General features: G+C 73.1%; 17 protein-coding genes. 11 read left to right on the top strand and 6 right to left on the bottom strand.

The features are described 5' to 3' along the window. Positions 1-318 precede the first annotated feature (318 nt). From ACFVDP_RS31305 to ACFVDP_RS31265, 9 genes are all read left to right on the top strand, one after another. On the top strand, positions 319-669 hold the full coding sequence (locus tag ACFVDP_RS31305) for a DUF485 domain-containing protein (RefSeq protein WP_383497087.1): 351 nt from the start codon (positions 319-321) through the stop codon (positions 667-669). Between the two features lie 29 nt (positions 670-698). Next, positions 699-2,303 (top strand): cation acetate symporter, encoded by a 1,605-nt coding sequence (locus tag ACFVDP_RS31300; RefSeq protein WP_383497118.1) that lies wholly within the window; start codon positions 699-701, stop codon positions 2,301-2,303. A gap of 204 nt (positions 2,304-2,507) precedes the next feature. Further along, the gene (locus tag ACFVDP_RS31295) at positions 2,508-3,170 is read left to right on the top strand and encodes a hypothetical protein (RefSeq protein ID WP_383497084.1); all 663 of its coding nucleotides are present in this window, start codon (positions 2,508-2,510) and stop codon (positions 3,168-3,170) included. Then, positions 3,167-3,997, top strand: a complete 831-nt coding sequence (locus tag ACFVDP_RS31290; RefSeq protein WP_383497080.1) for a nucleic acid/nucleotide deaminase domain-containing protein — start codon at positions 3,167-3,169, stop codon at positions 3,995-3,997. Before ACFVDP_RS31295 ends, ACFVDP_RS31290 begins: the two co-directional genes overlap by 4 nt. Positions 3,998-4,036: 39 nt before the next feature. Next, entirely contained in the window at positions 4,037-4,558 is a 522-nt protein-coding gene (locus ACFVDP_RS31285) for an SUKH-4 family immunity protein (RefSeq protein WP_383497077.1), read from the top strand. Positions 4,559-4,572: 14 nt separating this feature from the next. Beyond that, a complete protein-coding gene (locus ACFVDP_RS31280; RefSeq protein WP_383497074.1) occupies positions 4,573-5,400 on the top strand; it encodes a nucleic acid/nucleotide deaminase domain-containing protein in 828 nt (275 codons plus the stop codon). Continuing rightward, positions 5,397-7,184: a WD40 repeat domain-containing protein gene (locus ACFVDP_RS31275; RefSeq protein ID WP_383497071.1), complete on the top strand. Its 1,788-nt coding sequence runs from the start codon at positions 5,397-5,399 to the stop codon at positions 7,182-7,184. The genes ACFVDP_RS31280 and ACFVDP_RS31275 overlap by 4 nt, the downstream gene beginning before the upstream one ends. 104 nt (positions 7,185-7,288) lie before the next feature. Then, the gene (locus ACFVDP_RS31270; protein ID WP_383497068.1) at positions 7,289-7,729 is read left to right on the top strand and encodes a hypothetical protein; all 441 of its coding nucleotides are present in this window, start codon (positions 7,289-7,291) and stop codon (positions 7,727-7,729) included. 5 nt (positions 7,730-7,734) lie between these two features. Then, a complete protein-coding gene (locus tag ACFVDP_RS31265) occupies positions 7,735-8,460 on the top strand; it encodes a phosphotransferase family protein (protein WP_383497065.1) in 726 nt (241 codons plus the stop codon). A gap of 7 nt (positions 8,461-8,467) precedes the next feature. Here ACFVDP_RS31265 and ACFVDP_RS31260 read toward each other — a convergent pair whose 3' ends face one another. Then, entirely contained in the window at positions 8,468-8,989 is a 522-nt protein-coding gene (locus tag ACFVDP_RS31260) for a CAP domain-containing protein (protein ID WP_383497062.1), read from the bottom strand. Between the two features lie 210 nt (positions 8,990-9,199). Between ACFVDP_RS31260 and ACFVDP_RS31255 the strand changes: the two genes are divergently transcribed. Continuing rightward, positions 9,200-10,087: an ABC transporter ATP-binding protein gene (locus tag ACFVDP_RS31255; RefSeq protein WP_383497059.1), complete on the top strand. Its 888-nt coding sequence runs from the start codon at positions 9,200-9,202 to the stop codon at positions 10,085-10,087. Continuing rightward, positions 10,084-12,630, top strand: a complete 2,547-nt coding sequence (locus tag ACFVDP_RS31250) for an FtsX-like permease family protein (protein WP_383497056.1) — start codon at positions 10,084-10,086, stop codon at positions 12,628-12,630. Before ACFVDP_RS31255 ends, ACFVDP_RS31250 begins: the two co-directional genes overlap by 4 nt. Positions 12,631-12,676: 46 nt before the next feature. Here ACFVDP_RS31250 and def read toward each other — a convergent pair whose 3' ends face one another. The 5 genes from def to ACFVDP_RS31225 all read right to left on the bottom strand — a co-directional run bounded on the left by def (position 12,677) and on the right by ACFVDP_RS31225 (position 17,637). Beyond that, on the bottom strand, positions 12,677-13,279 hold the full coding sequence (def, locus tag ACFVDP_RS31245) for a peptide deformylase (RefSeq protein WP_383497053.1): 603 nt from the start codon (positions 13,277-13,279) through the stop codon (positions 12,677-12,679). A 5-nt stretch (positions 13,280-13,284) separates the two neighbouring features. Beyond that, a complete protein-coding gene (locus ACFVDP_RS31240) occupies positions 13,285-14,898 on the bottom strand; it encodes a hypothetical protein (protein WP_383497050.1) in 1,614 nt (537 codons plus the stop codon). Then, positions 14,895-15,779, bottom strand: a complete 885-nt coding sequence (locus ACFVDP_RS31235) for an ABC transporter ATP-binding protein (RefSeq protein WP_383497048.1) — start codon at positions 15,777-15,779, stop codon at positions 14,895-14,897. Before ACFVDP_RS31235 ends, ACFVDP_RS31240 begins: the two co-directional genes overlap by 4 nt. A gap of 101 nt (positions 15,780-15,880) precedes the next feature. Continuing rightward, on the bottom strand, positions 15,881-16,990 hold the full coding sequence (locus ACFVDP_RS31230; protein WP_383497045.1) for a sensor histidine kinase: 1,110 nt from the start codon (positions 16,988-16,990) through the stop codon (positions 15,881-15,883). Further along, entirely contained in the window at positions 16,987-17,637 is a 651-nt protein-coding gene (locus tag ACFVDP_RS31225; protein WP_383497042.1) for a response regulator, read from the bottom strand. The genes ACFVDP_RS31230 and ACFVDP_RS31225 overlap by 4 nt, the downstream gene beginning before the upstream one ends. Positions 17,638-17,738 lie beyond the last annotated feature (101 nt).

The following is a 17,738-nucleotide window of genomic DNA, read 5'->3' as shown; positions in this document are numbered from 1 at the left end:
GCTGGTCGCGCAGTTCCCCGCGCCCCTGAGGCAGGCGCTACGCGCCGCCTCCCCTGGACGAGCGGAGCTCGTTTCAGGGGCGCGGGGAACTGCGCGACCAGCCCCCACCGGCCGTCAGCCGACCGACAACCCATCGAGGGGCGCGGGGAACTGCGCAACCAGCCACGACGCAACCCGCACCCGACGACGAACTCCCGGTTGGTTCAAACCCTCCCCCAACAGGCCTACCTACGAGTAACGTTCCGGCTCCCCACATTCCCCACACCCCTCCCTGCGATCCGCCCACCCCGGCGGACCCGAGCCGGCAAGGAGAACGGGATGCCGTACCGCCCACCCCAGGCGCACACCCACCGACTCCCCCGACATCCCGACCTGCCGCCCCCCGCCGGCCCCACCGGCGACCTGCGCCTCCTGCGCACGGCATACCGCTGGCAGCGCCGCGTCGCCACGCTCACCGCGCTCGGCTATTTCACGCTCTTCCTGCTCCTGTCGGCGTTCGCCCCCGGCCTGATGAGCCGCTCGGTCACCGGCGGCCTCTCCTCGGGACTGCTCATCGGCCTGCTCCAACTCCCCGTCACCTGCGTCGCGTTGATCCTCTACGAGCGCACGGCCCGGCGCCGCGTCGACCCGCTGGCCCACCGGCTGCGCCGGATCGGCGGCCGGAAGTGAACGCGCTGGTGGACACCTCGGCCGAGTCCATGTCGCTGGCCGCCTTCACGGCGGTGGCGACGGCCACGCTGCTGCTGTGCATCGTCACCAGCCCCGAGCGCGACGACCTGGAGGAGTTCTACACGGGCTTCGGCCGGCTGACGCCGATGCGCAACGGGCTGGCCATCGCCGGCGACTACATCTCCGCGGCGACCGTCCTGTCCACCACCGGCATCATCGCGCTGGTCGGCTACGACGGTGTGGTCCTGGCCCTCAGCACGGCGCTGTCGCTGATGCTGCTGATGTTCCTGCTGGCCGAACCGCTGCGCAACGCGGGCCTGTTCACCATGGGCGACGTCCTCGCACGCCGGATGCCGGGCCGGGCGGCGCGCATGGCGGCCTGCGCGGTGACCCTGGCCGCGCTCATCCCGCTCATGCTCGTCCAACTCTCGGGCGCGGGCGACCTGTTGGCGTTCCTGCTGGGCTTCAGCAACCAGACCTTCAAGACGGTCTGCGTGATCGGGGTCGGCGGACTCATGATCAGCTACGCGGCGATCGGCGGCATGAAGGGCACCGCCGTCATCCAGATCTTCAAGATCGTGATGCTGCTCGGCTCGGGCATCGCCGTCGCGGCGGTGATCCTGCACCGTTTCGACTGGGACCCGGGCGCCCTGCTCGCCGAGGCGGCCACCCGCAGCGGTGCGGGCCGCGCGTATCTGACCTCGGGCCTGCAGTTCACCGGCAGCGGCTTCCCCCGCCTGGACATGATCAGCTCGGAGCTGACCGTGGTCATCGGCGGCGCCGCGCTCCCGCACGTCACCATGCGCATGTACACGGCGCGCAACGCCCGCGAGGTGCGCCGCTCGATGTCCTGGGCGGTGTCCGCGGTCGGGGTCTTCGTGCTGATCATCGCGGTGTTCGGGTTCGGGGCGGCGGCGCTGGTGGGACGTACGGGGATCGTGGCGGACAGCGCGCAGGGCAACACGGCGTTCCTGCTCGGCGCCCGCGCGGCGTTCGGCGCCACCCTGTCCACGGCGGAGGCGCTGCTCTTCACGGCGGTCACCACGGCCATCTTCCTGACGCTGCTCGCCTCCGTGGCGGGCATGATCCTGGCCTGCGCCAACTCGCTGGCCCACGACGTGTTCGCGTATGGCAGGCGGGAGCTGACCCCGCGCAAGGAGCTGACGGTGGCCCGGATCTCGGCCCTCGCCGTCGGCGGGCCCGCCATCGTCCTGGCCACCCTGGTCCAGCACCGCAACCTCCAGCCCCTGTCCACCCTCTCCTTCTGTCTGGGCGCCTCCGCCCTGGCGCCCGCCCTGGTCTACAGCCTGTTCTGGCGCCGCTACACGAGGGCGGGTCTGCTGTGGACGCTGCTCGGCGGGACGACGGCCTGCCTGATCCTGATGACGGGCTCCAACCTGGTCTCGGGCTCCCCGACGGCGGCCTTCCCCGGCCACGACTTCAACTGGTTCCCGTTCACCACGACCGGCATCGTCTCGATCCCCCTGGGCTTCCTCTTCGGCTGGCTGGGCACGGTCCTGACCCCGCCCAGGAAGGCGGCGCAGCAGCAGCGCCAGTACGAGGCGGTGGAGGGCTGGATCCTGGCGGGGGCGAGCGAGCCGGTGCCGGGCACGGACCGGAGGACCGCCCCTTGAACCCGTGACCGTCCCCCAGGCCCTGTGACCATCTCTTAAGCCCCGTTGAAGCTTTCCGCAGTCAGCGTTTGCCCTACCGTTGCCGTCGCCGAACTAGCGTGCGGAGCTGGTGTTTCGCTGTCGCCGGGCGGGGGCGCTGTGGCTATTGAGCTGCCTGAAGAAGTCGTTTCCTTTCTCCAGTTCATCGGGGTGAACTGGCCGAACGTGAATGAGGACAAGGTCCGTGAGTTCGCCTCCCATGTGCGGGACTTCGCGGAGAAGCTGGACGAGACGCATCAGGATTCCTCGGCGACGCTGACCAAGATGGCCGACGTGTACCAGGGCGCCTCCTACGAGGCGCTGCTGGCGAAGTGGTCCCAGATGTCCTCCGACCACATGTCCGAACTGCTGACGGCCTGCCACGCGGTGGCGACCGCCCTGGATGTCGCGGCGGATGTCATCGTCGGCATGAAGGCCGAGGCGATCGCCGAACTGGTGGTGCTGGCCGCGACGTTCGTGGCCGACCAGGCGGCGGCGGTGCTGACCCTCGGACTCGCGGAGGCGGCCGAGGTGCTCGTCGTGGAGGCCGCCGAGAAGCTGATGGACTACCTGGAGCAGCAGCTCGAGCAGTACATCATCGGGCAGGTCATCGAGGCGGCCGTGGAACCGCTGGTGGAGACGGTCGGCCGGGCGGTCAGCGGGCTGGTGTTCCAGGCGGCGGAGTCGGCGGCGGGCGTGCCCGCCGGCGGGGGCGGTGCGGGGACCGGCTTCTCCATCGACCCGGAACAGGTGCACGCCCGCGCCGAGTTGATGCACGGCCACGCGGAGAAGGTGGCCGCGCACGCCGAGGAGTTCACGTCCAGGCTGTCGGGGGTGACCTTCGAGTGACGAACCAGATCGTCAAGGCGCTTGAGCACGCCGCGCAGCGGACGGGCAAGGCCGTCGGGGAAGACGTCGGCAAGGCCGTCAAGGATCTCTACCACGACACCGGAAAGCGTCTGAAGCGGGTCGCGGACAACCACGCGGAGAACGACGCGAAGCACGCGGTGGAGATGGAGCGACTCGCCAAACGCCCCAGAACCGAGTCGACGCCCGTCTACCACATGGCCGACGACGGGAACATCCGCCGGCTGAACCCCGACCGCACGCATGCGGAGCTGACGGACGCCGACCGGGCCAAGCTCGGGCTCGACAGCTCGTCCATCGGCCGCCCGAAACCGGGCGAGCAGCACGCCAAGCTGAAGAACAAGAGCGAGGGGCGCACCGATCCACGCCCGACGGCCTCCTCCTCGCAGGTCGGGGTGGGCACCACCGATCTCTCCCAGGCCACCCAGCTCGCCCGCCACGCGGATCGCAGTTACGGCACCCGGAGCCCCGACGGCGAATTCACGAGCAACAATTACGCGTCCGCGAGAGTGACCGGCGCGGACGGCAGCGGAGACTTCATCCTCGTGGGCCGCAGCAATGGGTTCAGACACTCGGAACGAATGATCGGAACACCGTTCCTGAGAGAGGGAGAACCATCCCGGATACGGGACCTCTATACAGAAAGAGAACCTTGCAGCACCGGGGCCAATTGCAGTTCATGGATGGCGGAGAGATTCCCGGGAACGACCGTTACCCACAGCATCGAATACGGCAGCGACGCGGCATCGAGAGCGCGCGGGAATACCGCCATGAAAACCTATCTTGACCAGCTGAAACTGAATAGATAAGATGCGACGGATTATCCAATTTTGGCGGGATGAGAGCACATGAGCAGCAACCTCGATCGCGGCATGCTCGACGCCGTGTTCGCCCCGGACGAGCTGATCACCGCACCGGAGAGCATCCTCGGTCCCGTGTCGGACGCGGACGCCAGGGACGTTCTGGCGACGCTGGGCATTCCGGTCTGGGAGAACCCGTGGTTCGACCTGGACGACGGGATCGGCGAGCATCTCGAACCGGCCGAGGACGGCTGGATCATCCTCGGCATGATCCCCTATGACGACATCGCGCTCGACCCGAAGACCGGAGAGGTCCACTGCCTTCCGCAGGACGGGGACACCTATCTGCTGAACAGCGGGCTGCGGTCTTTTGTGCATTTCCTGTACCTCCTCAAGTCCGAGAGCCCGAACTACGACTTCGAAACTCACGGAAAGGCGGAGCGGGAAGAGGTGCGGCAGCGCATCCGGGAAACGATGACTTCCATCGATCCGGCCGCTCTGGAGAATCCGGAATCCCGCTGGTTCGATGTCCTCACGTACCTTGTGGATCCTGAACACCACTTCGAGTGAGGAGCACGGACCCGGTGACTGACGACGGAACTGGCGGCGGATCCGGCGACGGAACCGGCGACGGACAGATGCGGACCTTCGAGCTTGCCGGGTCCGCCGGGATCTCCGTGCCGGTACAGGTCGGCCCGTACTTCATGACGGGCCACGACGACCCGGTGCCCCTGGGCGAGTACGCCGACGCGCACGGGCTCCGCGTCTCCCGCCAGGAGTGCGCGCAGTGGACGCGGCTGGGCAGCGACGGCGGCTACGAGCTGTGCGTGGACCCCGAGGGGCCGGTGCGGGCCGTGCTGCTGGACTTCGACGAGCCGGACCGGTTCGTCAGCTCCTCCCCCCAGGCGTTCGCCGCCGGTCTCGCGGAAGCTCGTGAGGCCCTGCGCACCATCCTGAGCACGGACCGGCCGCAGACCGCCTCGGCCGCTTTCGACCGGCTCGGGGAGCGGCTGCGTACGCAGGATCCGCGCGCCTTCGCCGAGCGCGAGAGCTGGTGGCCGCTGGTGCTCGACGACATCCACGACACCGCGGCCGCCGCCTCGTACGCGGCCTTCGAATACGTCGACGGTCTGGGCGCCAAGCAGATCGTCACCCAGTCCGGCGCCATCGGCCTGCACCCCGAGGAGCGGCTGTGGAACACGCTGCGCGCGGCCGGGGTCGAGCCGGATCAGGTCCTGCGCATCCACACCGACCTGGCCCCCTGCTTCCTGCCCGGCCACTACTGCTCCCTGTGGCTGGCGCAGGTGTTCCCGGACGCCCAGCTGACGCACCACTTCCCCTACGGCGAGTCGGCCGCGTCCCGCGCGGAGGGCATCCGGCTGCTCGGCGAGACCGCGGAGGCCGGCCGGTGAGCCCGGCGCCCGCCCTCGACGAGCCTCCCGACCTCGCCGCCTGGCCGCCGCGGGAAGGGGTGAGCGCGGCGCACGGGCCCGCGCTGCTCGACTGGGCGGCCGACACCTCCGCCGGCCGTCCCCGGGTCTGCCTGCTCCGCGGGGCCCGGGGCAGCGGCAAGAGCCATCTGCTGACCTGGTTCCTCCTCGGCCCGACCGGCCACGCCCGCACCACGCCGCACGCCACGATCCCCTCCGCCGGGCTGTTCACCGACGCCTTCGCCTGGGAGCTGGGCCGACAGCTCGGCTACGGCCCGCTCGCCCCGGACCGGCTGCTGGAGCGCCTCACCGCCGATCCGCGCCCGCTGCTGCTCCTCGTACCGGACCTGCACCTGGCCGGCCGCGGCCCCGCCGACCGGCCGTCGGCCCAGCCGTCGGTCCTGGTCCGGGACCTGCTCGTCCCCCTCCTGCGCCTGCCGCAGACGCGCGCCGTGGTGGAGGTCGGCGACACGGACCTCCTCGACGCCTGGCCGGGCACGGAGTCCATCGACGTGGGCGACACACCCCACGACGGCTACGTCCCACCGGCCGGAGCCCTCTGCGCGGAGGACCTCACCGCGCTGGTCCCGCGCAGCGACGACGGCCGCCCGCGCTGGGACCTGGCCCCCGAGCCGGCCCGCGAACACGCCCTGGATCAGGCGCTGTTGTCCCCGGACACGGCCCACACCGTGCGCGCGCTGCTCACCGACCCGGGCTTCCTCGTCCACGGTTCCGCCGTGTCCGTCGCGGCCTGTCTGGCCGACGAGCGGATCCTCACGCCGCCGGGCCTGCGGGAGGTCTGGCGGGCGGCCGCCCCGCAGCTGTCCGACACCGCGCACAGCACCACGCAGCGCGCGGCCCTCCTCCACACCGCCGCCCTGGGAGCGAGCCCCACCCTCGCCCGCTACCTGCGCCCTCTCGCCGACCAGCACCTGTTCACGGCCGCCTGGGCCCGTCCGGACGCGCCGGTCACCGCCCTGACGCAGACGCCCGGCGACCAAGGACAGCTGCTCGCCGCCGATCCGCTGGGCGCGCTCACCCTCCTCGATCCGGAGACCGGCGCCGACACCGCCGCCGTCGACTCGCCGAGGAGCGTGCGCCCGGACGGCGTCGCCGTACGCCGTGACGGTTCGCTGCTCCTCCTCACCGACACGGGCGCCCTGCAACCGGTGACCCCGGAATCCGAGGGAACGGCGGCGGTCGTCCTCGGCCACATCGCCTCCCACCACGGTCACTTGACGCTCCGTCACCCGTCTCTCCGCCCGACAGCCCTGGGCCAGTGCCCGCACAGCGGAACCACGGTCCTGGGCGACGAACAGGGCAGCGTGCACCTCTGGACCCTGGACACCTACCACCCGAACCCGCGCTCGCAGACCCTGCACAAGGCCCCGATCACGGCGGTGACCTGCCTGACGCCTCCCGGCGACCGGCACGCCCTCGTGATGAGCGCGGCCCTGGACGGCACGGTCCGCCTCTGGGCGACCTCCGCCGACCCGCTCCCGGACCCGGTCGAGCAACGCCCGGCCTTCGTCACGGCCCTGGCCTCGGCGCACAGCGCTTACGGCCCGATCCTGGCCGTGGCCTGGAACGACGCGAGGCTGCACCTGTGGCACCTGGCCACCGGCCGCGTACGCGCCCTCCCCCTCCTCACCCGCTGCCGGGCCCTCGCCCTCTCCCCGGACCTACGGCTCACGATCGCGGGCCCCGACGGCAGTTACGCACTACGCCTGGACGCACCACGCTTGTGGGACGAGCCGGTCACCTGACACCTCCGCAGCCCACCCGGCCGCACCCCCGCCCAGCCACACCCGCCTGCTACGTTCCCTCGAACACATGGACAGCGAAACCGAGTTCGGAGGACATGGGCATCGTGGGCGCGTCAGGGTGGGAGTACTACGTCCCGTACCAGAAGGATGTGGCGGCGGCTCTGGAGGAGTTGCAGGCGCGCGTCTTCCGGGAGCAGGACTACTACTGGTCGGGGGACCATCCGCTGAGCGAGGACGATCCCGTGCCCCGGCCCGCCACGATCGAGGAGTTGTGGGAGGACGAAGGGGTTCAGGAAGAGGGGACGCATTCGATCCTCGACATGGACCGGGTGCTGCGGCCCGGCGAGCATCCCCGTGTCGGCGCGGTGCGGCCCGTCCACCCCGACGAGGCCTGCCGGCTCACCGGCACCGATGTGCTCACGCGCGAGCACATCGAGGTGATAGAGGCACTGGTCGAGGAGGGCTGGTCCGGGCGGGTCGCGGTGCTGCACGACGGGGCCGGGCGGCCCAGCGAGTTGTACTTCTGGGGGATCTCGGGAGACTGATTTCCGTGGAGGAACTTCCCGGCGGGCACGTCAGCCGCGTCGTACGGGTGGGAGACACCGTGCGGCGGGCGCCCACGCCACGGTCCGGGTACGTGCGCGAGCTGCTCGCCCTGTTCGAGCGCCGAGGATGGCCGGGCGCGCCCCGGTTCCTCGGCGTGGACGGCGACGGGCGCGAGATGTTCACGTATCTGCCGGGGCGGGCCGCCCTGACGCCCGACGAGCGGCGGGCCGCACGCGGCGACGCGGGGCTCGCGCAAGTGGCCTCGCTGGTGCGGGAGTTCCATGAGATGACCTCGGGCACCGCGCTCGCCGGGAACCAGGACGTCGTCTGCCACCACGACCTCGATCCGCGCAACACGCTCTACTCCGGGACCTGGACGCCCACGGCCTTCGTCGACTGGGACCTGGCCGCGCCCGGGCGGCGTATCGAGGATGTCGCCCACGTCTGCTGGCAGTACCTGGACCTCGGTCCGGACGCCGGGGACACGGACGAGGCCGCACGCCGGATGCGGCTGGTCTGTGACGCGTACGGGCTGGACGCGGCGGGCCGGGGGCAGCTCCTGGAGACGGTCCTGTGGTGGCAGGAGCGGTGCTCGCGCGGGATCGCGGAGGCGGCCGGGCGGGGCGATCCGGCGATGGTGCGGCTGCGCGGACTCGGGGTCGTGGAGCAGGTGCGGGCGGCCCGCCGCTGGGTGACCGCCCACCGCGAAGCGCTCGCCGCCCACCTCTGAACGTCCGCTACCGCGGCTTCGTGCAGACCGGCGCCCGGGTGACCAGTTTGCGGTGCGGGCCCAGGAGGTCCACGTCCCAGTACGTGCGGTCGTAGCCGATGCCGACGGCCGTGACCCCGGGGCTCATGAGGGACTCGTAGATGTCGTTGCCCGGGTCCGGGTCGGTGATCGTGTCCGCGAAGTAGCTGTCGTGGTGGTAGCCCGCGTACATGAACTCCTCGGCGTGCGCGGAGAACAGGCCGGCGTCGGTCAGCCGGGCGCGCAGATCGCGGCCGTCGCTTCCGGTCGAGGTGAGCTTCCCCTGGCCGGCCATGTCGGCGGCGTGGGCGGTGGCCACCTCGGTCGCCGTGTCGGACAGCCGCAGCCCCGGCAGCCCGTGCGCGGCGCGCTCCTCGTTGACCTGGCAGGTGATCCAGTCGACGTCCGGGGAGTAGGGGGCCGCGGCGTCGGCCGCCGCCGTGCCCACGGTTCCGGCCAGCAAGGCGACGGAGACAGCCACCGTCGCCCCCGTCATCGTCCTGCGCTTCACACTCGTCCCTCTCGTCGCACCGCGCCCGCGGACCGTTCACCGGGGGCGCTGCGAGCAGTCTGCCGATGAGGAGGGGCCGCGGCGCTGCGCAACATGCCGCGGGCGGCCCGGGAACTTCGCGGTGGAACCTGGGGTCCACCACTCGGTGGACCCCAAGTTCCACCGGGCGAGGCTGTCGGCGCGTGGGGCGCCCCGGACAGCATTGCTCCCATGATTGATTCCTTTGCGGACAACGCGAGTTGGGCCACCGGGAGCACCGGCGACGACGTGCGGGACGACGTCGTGCGGCTCGACGACGTGCGCCGGGTCTACGGCGCAGCGCGCGGCCGGCGCGCCCAGGTCGCCGCCCTCGACGGGGTGAGCATCGGGCTGCGGCGGGGCTCGTTCACCGCCGTGATGGGCCCCTCCGGCTCCGGCAAGAGCACCTTCCTGCACTGCGCGGCCGGGCTCGACCGGCCGACCTCGGGGTCGGTGACGCTCGACGGGGTGCGGCTGGGCGAGCTCGGCGAGCGCCGGCTGACCCGGCTGCGCCGCGAACGCATGGGATTCGTCTTCCAGTCGTACAACCTGCTGCCCGCGCTGTCCGTACGGGACAACGTCACCCTGCCGCTGCGGCTCGCCGGCCGCCGGGTCAAGCGCACCGAGGTGGACCAGGTCCTGGAGCGCGTCGGCCTCGCCGGGCGCCAGCGCAGCCGCCCCGGTGAACTGTCCGGCGGGCAGCAGCAGCGCGTCGCGGTCGCCCGGGCCCTGGTGACCCGGCCCGCGGTGGTCTTCGGCGACGAACCCACGGGCGCGCTGGACACCACGACGGCCCGGGAGGTCCTGGCGCTGCTGCGGGAGGCCGTCACACGGACCGCCCAGACGGTGGTGATCGTCACGCACGATCCGGTGGCCGCCGCCCATGCGGACCGGGTGGTGTTCCTGGCCGACGGCCGGATCGCGGGAGCCCTGGAACGGCCGACCGTGGACGCCGTCGCCGAGCGGATGACCCGGCTCGGCGCCTGGGACGCACTGGCCCGCCAGAACGTGCCCGACCAGCAGAACGTGCCCGCCCCGCAGACCGCGTCGGCCCCGAAGAACGCGCAGGCACGGCGATGACCGGGCTCGCGCTGCGCACCCTGCGCTTCCACAAGGGCGGTTTCGTCGCCTCGTTCCTCGCCATGTTCCTCGGCGCCCTGCTCGTCATCGCCTGCGGCGGGCTCCTGGAGACCGGCATCCACCACGCGGCCCCGCCGCAGCGGCTGGCGGCCGCGCCGGTCGTCGTCACCGGCGACCAGCGCTACCACGACACCGTCGAGGAACTGGTCTTCCCCGAGCGGATCCGGCCCGCCGCGGACCTCGCCGACCGACTCGCCGCGGTGCCGGGCGTGCGAAAGGCCGTCCCGGACGTGTCGTTCCCGGTCACCCTGAACGGCGAGGGGAGCCGGGCCACCGGCCACGGCTGGTCGTCCGCCGCGCTCACCCCGTACCGGCTCACCGCAGGCGCCCCGCCCGCCGGAGCGGACCAGGTGGTGGTCGGTGCCGCCCTCGCCGACCGGGCCGGGCTGCGCGTCGGCGCGCGCGTCGGCCTCCTCACGAACGGCACGGCCGAGCGTTACGAGGTCTCCGGCATCGCCCGCGGCACGGACGACGGCGACGCCCTCTTCCTCTCCGACACGGAGGCGGCCCGCACCTCGGGACACCCCCGACAGGCCGACTCCATCGGCCTGTTGACCACCCCGGGCACGGATCCCACCACGCTCGCCCGGGACGTGCGCCGGGCACTGGCGGGCAGCGGCACTCCGCTCGCCGTGCTGACCGGCGACGCGCGGGGACAGGCCGAGAACCCGGCCGTGCTCGCGGACGGCGGCGACCTGATCCCCCTCGCGGCGGCGTTCGGCGGCCTCGCGGTGCTGGTCACCGTGTTCGTCGTGGCCGGCACCCTGGGCCTGTCGATCCGGCAGCGGGAACGGGAGCTGGCGCTGCTGCGCGCGGTCGGCTCCACCCCGGGTCAGCTGCGGCGGATGGTCGTCGCGGAGACGCTGGTGCTCGCCGCCGTCGCCACCGCGCTCGCCTGCGTGCCGGGACCGCGCGCCGGGCGGTGGCTGCTCGGGGCGTTCGCGGACGCCGGGGTGGTGCCCGGATCGATCGCGTACCGCGCGGGTTCCGTGCCGCTGATCGTCGGGATCGGCACCGCGCTGCTCACCGCGGTGTGCGCGGCGCTGGTCGCCGCCCACGGCGCGGCCCGCACCCGGCCGACGGAGGCGCTCGCCGAATCGGGCCTCCAGCGGCGCTGGTTCAGCATCGCCCGTACGGTCACGGGGGCGCTCTGCCTCGCCGGCGGCACGGCGCTGGCGCTGGGCACCGCCCGCTCGGCAGGGCCGGACGCGGGCGGCGTCGCCACCCCGGCGGCGCTGGTGTGGACGGCCGGGTTCGGGCTCCTGGGACCGGTGCTCGCCCGGGCCTGCACCGCCCTGCTGAGCCGACCGCTGGGCGCGGTCTCCGGGCTCGCCGGACAGCTGGCCGCCGCCAACGCGCGGGCCCGCACCTCCCGGCTCGCCTCCGCCGTCATGCCGGTCATGCTCGCCACGGGCCTCGCCCTGACCCTGGCCTATCTCCAGACCACCGAATCCGCGGGCGCCGAGCGGGCGTTCGACGAGAGCCTGCGGGCCGACCTGGTGGTCACCTCGCAGGCCGGCGGGCTGACGCCCGACACGCTGGCCGCGGTCCGCGGGACCCCCGGCGTCGCGGCGGCCACCGCGCAGATCCCCGGCACCGGCTACATCGAGACCCCCCGGGCAGAGCGGACGGGCGACGGCGAGGAGGGGGCGTCCGGACCGCGGCCCACCGAACTGGCCCTGCGCGGCGTCACCGTCGAGGGCCTGGACCGTACGACGTCCTACCGGGCCGCCACCGGCAGCCTCGGCGCACTGCGCGGGCACACGGTCGCCCTTCCCACGGCCGACGCCACGAGCCGGGGCCTCCGGATCGGCGACCCGGTCCCCTTCCGGCTCGGCGACGGCAGCCCCGTCACCCTGAAGCTGGTGGCGACACTGGACGGCCGCCGCGGCTACGAGACCGCGCTGATCCCGGCCGCGCTCATGCTCGGCCACACCGACTCGGGTCTGATCCCCCAGATCATGGTGACCGCCGCCCGGGGCACCGACCGCGCCGCGCTCACCGCCGCGCTCACGGCCCGCTCCGCGAGCGGCCCGGGGCTGACGGTGACGACGCGGGAGGCCGTCACGGCCGCCTACTCCGAACAGGACGACACCCAGGCGTGGATGGCGTACCTGGTGCTCGCGTCCGTTGTCGGCTACGCGGTGATCGCGCTGGTCAACACCCAGATCCTGGCCACCACGGAGCGTCGCCGCGAGTTCGGTCTGCAACGGCTGATCGGTGCCACCCGCGGTCAGGTCCTGCGGATGACGGCGGTGGAGGCCGTACTGACCGCGACGGTCGGCATCGCGCTCGGCATCCTGGTGGCGGCCTGCACACTGGTCCCGGCGGGCCTCAGCATCCTGGACTCGGCGCTCCCCAGCGGCTCCCCGCTGATCCTGGGCACGGTCCTCGCCGCCGCACTGGGCCTGACCGTGGCGACGACCCTGCTCACCGCGGGCGCGGTCCTGCGCACCCGCCCGGGCGACGGGACGACCGTCTGACGAGTGAGCGTCCCGGGTGCGGCGGCAACGGCTGCCGCACCCCCGCTCACTTGCCCAGCCGCTCCGCCATCGCCGCCCGCCGCGCGAGCACCCCGTCCCGCAGCTCCTCCATCTCCCGCAGCGCGTCCCGTCGTTCGCGCTTGGCGAGGCGGTCGAGGTACAGGCGCCCGTAGAGATGGTCCGTCTCGTGCTGGAGGCAGCGGGCGAAGTAGCCGCGGCCCTCCACCACCAGCGGGGCGCCGTCCTTGTCCTGGCCGCGGACGACCGCGTGGTCGGCGCGCGCGACAGCCTTGTAGGGGCCGGGCACGGACAGGCAGCCCTCCATCCCCTCGACCAGTCTCCGGTCGGCGAGCGGCTCCTCGTCGAGCACCGGGTTGGCGATGGCCCCGGTGTGCCGCACTCCCCAGTCGTCCTCCATGTCGTACACGAACAACTGAAGGTCCACGTCGACCTGGTTGGCGGCGATGGCCGCGCCGTGCGCGATGTGGTTCGTGGCGAACATGTCGTCGATCAGCCGGGTCAGTTCGGGGGTACCGAAGTGCTCCTGCGTGACCGGCTTGCAGCGCCGCCGCAGTACGTCCTCGCCGACCACGGTGATGCGCCGCACGTCCCCCCGCTCGACCTCCGGCAGCAGTCGCCCTTCACCCATCACCGTCAACCCCTGTCTCGTACCGACCACTTGGCGCCTCTTGGCGACGCCCCCGGCAACGTAGCAGGCCACCTCGCCGTGGCTGCCTGAATCACCCCCAGGAGCAGCGCGGTGACGAGGAGCAGGGTGGTCGGCGACAGGCCCTGCGGGTGCCCGTCCGCGTCCCGGATCGCGCCCATGAAGTCCAGCGGCGCGAAGCCGTTCACGACCAGGTACCACAGCGGCGGGTAGACGGCCTGGAAGAGCCGGTGGGTGCGGGAGACGGTGCCGAGGGCCAGCGCGAGGGTGGGGATGAACAGGACCGCGCAGGCCCACGCCGCGCACCCCGGCCCGTCACCGCCGGCCGCCGCCCGCAGGCCCGCCCCGGCCCCCGCGGCGGCGGTGAGCAGCACCCCGGCCGTCCACTCCGCGTACCGCCTGCGCGCCGGACGCGGGTATCCGGCGAGGAACGCGTCGACGCCGCTCTCCCCGCGCTGCGTGCCCAGCCGCGACCACAGCAGCACCGGCCAGATCCAGGACAGCGGCAGCAGCACCCGGCTCACCCCGGTGGCGGGGGTGACGCAGAGGGCGAGCAGCGCGAGGGCCGCCGTCACCGCCCACCACCACCAGGCGGTGCCCCGTACGAGGACGCGCGCCTCGCCCGCGAGGAGCCGCAGCCCGGTGCGGCCGGTCCGGGCCGGGGTCACGGGCGGCCGGGCGAACACGGCGGGCGGCGCCACCACGGCCGGTGCCACATGCTTCTGTCGCGGGGCGGGAGCGTGGCCGCGCGCCGGGTCGACGCGGGCGAACCACACCGCCGGGACCAGCGCCACAAGCACCGCGATCCCCGCCAGCGCGAGCCGCTGGACCACGTACGCCGTCGTCGGTTCGAAGCCGTCCCAGTCGAAGGTGCGCAGCGGCCGCTCCACGAACGTCAGGCCGAGGCTGAACTCCCCCGCTCCGTGCGGATCGACGCCCTGGGCGCGCAGCGCGGCGCCCAGCGACCGCACGACGTCGGCGACGCCGATCCCGCCCAGCGGGGCGTGCGGCGACTGCCCGCCGAGCACGAGCACCGTCCACACGAAGAACCACAGCACGTTGCCGAGCCCGGCCCGCAGCAGCGGGATCGTCTCGAAGAGCAGCGCGGCCGCCGCGGTCAGCGCCACCATCGGCAGCGCGATCAGCACGAACGGCTGGAGCAGCGCCACCACGTCGAGGGTGCCCGACTCGCCGCGCGCCCACAGCAGGGCGAGCGCCGCGAGGGCCAGCACGCCGAGCAGGGAGGCCAGCACGAGCAGCGAGGACAGGAACTTCGCGCACAGGTACGCGGCCGTGGGCAGCCGGGTCGTCGCGAGCAGCCCGCCCACCCCGCTGTCGGCGTCGCGGGCGACGGCGCCCCGCACGGCGTAGAACCCGCCGAGCGACAGCCACACCGTCCCGGCGAGCGCCACGACCATCCCCAGGTAGGCGCTGTCGTACGTGCCGCGCCAGTCGCCGAACTGGAGCACCGTCCAGTGCGCGTCCCGGGCCGGGACGGCCGCCACGGCGAGCCCGACGGAGGCGGCGAGCACCGCCAAGTAGGCGGGCCTGCGTGCCCGTTGCCTGAAGTCGCCGAGGGCGAGCGGCAGCAGCGCCCTCATGCCGCGGCCGCCGGAACGGTGTGCACGGCGGCGAGGTAGGCGTCCTCCAGGCCGGGTTCGGCCGGTGCGCAGTGCGCGTACGGCGGCGGTACGTCGCTCAGGACGCGGGCCCGCACCCCGGTGGCCGTACGGGTGAGGGAGCCGACGACGTGCCGGGCGTGCAGCTCACCCAACTCCGCCTGGGAGACGGTCACTTCCCAGACGCGTCCACTGGTACGCGCGATGAGTTCCTCGGGTGTCGCGCGGGCCAGGAGCCGGCCGCCCGCGACGACGGCGATCTCGGCGGCGACGGACTCCACGTCGGAGACGATGTGCGTGGACAGCAGCACGACACGGGTGGCGGCGAGGCCGGCGAGGAGATTGCGCAGCCGGATGCGCTCCTCCGGGTCGAGCCCGGCGGTCGGCTCGTCGACGATGATGACGCGCGGGTCGGCGAGCAGCGCCTGCGCGATGCCGACGCGGCGCAGCATGCCGCCGGAGTAGCCACCGAGCGGGCGGTGCGCGGCCTCGGTGAGATTGACCAGACCGAGGAGTTCGTCGACGCGGGCCCGGGCCGAGCGGCCCGTCAGTCCTTTCGCGGCGGCCAGGTAGCGCAGGAACTCGCGGGCGTTGAGGTTCGGGTACACACCGAAGTCCTGCGGCAGGTAGCCGAGTTGGCGGCGCAGGCGGCCGGGGTGGCGGACGGCGTCGTGGCCGTCGATGCGGACCTGGCCCGTGGTGGGGCGGGTGACGGTCGCCGCGATGCGCATGAGGGTGGACTTGCCGGCGCCGTTCGGGCCGAGCAGTCCGGTCAGGCCGGGTGGCAGGTGGAGGGTGAGGCGGTCCACGGCGTTCGTGGCCGCGCCGCGGTAGGTCTTGGTGATGTCGGTGAGTTCGAGCATGGGGGTAGTTTTCGGGCGGGCCCGGGGGTGACACATCTGCCGTTCGGCAGATATGCGGGTGCCGGTTTCGTCGTGGTTGCTCGCGCCGTTCCCCGCGCCCCTTACGGGGCGGTCGTGGGGAGGGTCGCCTTTACGGTCCAGCCGTCGGCGGTGCGGCCCGCTTCGAAGGTGCCGTCGCACAGGCGGACCCGTTCGGCGAGGACCGCGAGGCCGGTGCCGCCGTCCGTGCGGCGTACGCGTGCGCGGGGCGGGGCGTCGTCCGTGATCGTCAGGGTGAGCGTGCCGTCGCCGGGTGCCACCGTCACCGTGACCCGCCCGGCGTGCGGGGCATGACGGCGTACGTTCGTCAGGGCCTCGACGGCGACCCGGTGGGCGGCGTCGTCGGCGGCCGGGGCCAGGCGCAGCCCCTCGTCCCGTACGTCGAGCACCGCGGGATGCCCGAACCTGCCGACCAGATCGGGGAGTTCGTGCAGTCCGTGCCGGACGAGGGCGGCGCCGTCGTCGTCCTCGGCGGCGCGCAGGGCCCGCAGGGTGTGGTCCATCGAGCCGAGGGCGCGACTGCCCGACTCCGCAAGCCGGGCGAGGAGTTCGCGGGTCTCCTTCTCGTCGTACGGTCCCGTCTGCGCGGCCTGCGCCTCCACGACCATGCCGGTGAGCTCATGGGCGACGAAGTCGTGCAGATCGGCGGCGACGGCGAGGCGCTGCTCGCGGCGGGCCCGCAGCACGGCCGCCCGGCGCCGCTCGTCCAGGGCGCGCAGATAACAGCCGACGCCGACCGCGCAGCCGACGGGGAACAGCGTCGCCGCCGCCATCAGCACCGAGCCGCCCAGAAGATCCGGGGGATGCCGCAGGCTGAAGCGCAGCGGCGCGGCCACGCAGGTCAGGACGGCGAGCGCGCCCAGGGCGGCCACCCGGCGGCCCGGCGCACACCGCAGCAGCCGGCCGGTGAGGACGAGCAGCCCGGCCAGTTCGACGGGCAGCCACAGCAGGACGAGACCGGGCTCCCCGGCGTACGCGGCGTCCACCAGCCACGACACGGCGAACGCCCCGCACGCGGCCCGGCCGGGCCGCTCCGGCGACCACGGCAGCACCGCCGCGCCGAGCGCAACGGCCGCCGCGGCCGCGAGGAGCAGCGCGGTCGGGGGCGCGGCGAACGCGGGCAGGAACAGCAGCACGGCAGCGCCACCCGCGACGAACCGCCGCACGGTCATCCCGCGTACCCCAGCTCCCACGCCGTCACGGCGATGCCGACCCGGTTGCGTACTCCCAACTTCCGCTGCACGGCGGCGACATGGGTCTTCACCGTGCCGGGCGAGATGAACAGTTCGGTGGCGATGTCGGCGTTCGTGAGGCCCTGCGCGACCTTCCCGGCGATCTCGGTCTCGCGCGGGGTCAGCGCCTCGCGCGGGGCGGCGACGGTACGCGCGGGCGGCCCGGTGACATGGCGCAGCAGCCGTACCGTCACCTCCGGGCTGATCAGACTGTCCCCGGCGACGGCCGCCCGCACCGCCTCGACGAGCAGCGCGGGCCCGGACCGCTTCAGCAGAAAACCGGAGGCGCCGTGGCGCAGCGCCGGATATACGTACTCGTCGAGGTCGAAGGTCGTCACGACCACGACCTTCACCGGCAACTCGGCCTCCGGAGAAGCCAGTTGACGGGTGACCTCAAGGCCGTCCACGTACGGCATCCGGATGTCGACGAGCGCGACGTCGGGCCGCGTCTCGCGCACGGTCCGCAACGCACTCCGCCCGTCCCCCGCCTCCCCCACGACGACGATGTCCCCCTGCGCCTCCAACATCCGCCGCATCCCCCGCCGCACAGCGACCTGATCATCGGCGATCACCACGCGTATCCCCATGCCACCAGTGTCGCGCCCCGTCAGGGGCGCGGGGCTGTATCGATATGCGGCTCCGCCGCGTGGGCGCGAGCAACCACGACGAGACCCGCACGTGCCCACCA

The sequence above is a fragment of the Streptomyces sp. NPDC057694 genome (assembly GCF_042799415.1).
Classification (GTDB): domain Bacteria; phylum Actinomycetota; class Actinomycetes; order Streptomycetales; family Streptomycetaceae; genus Streptomyces.
The sequence above is the reverse complement of the archived record's forward strand: the minus strand, read 5'-3'. Positions and strand labels throughout refer to the sequence as shown.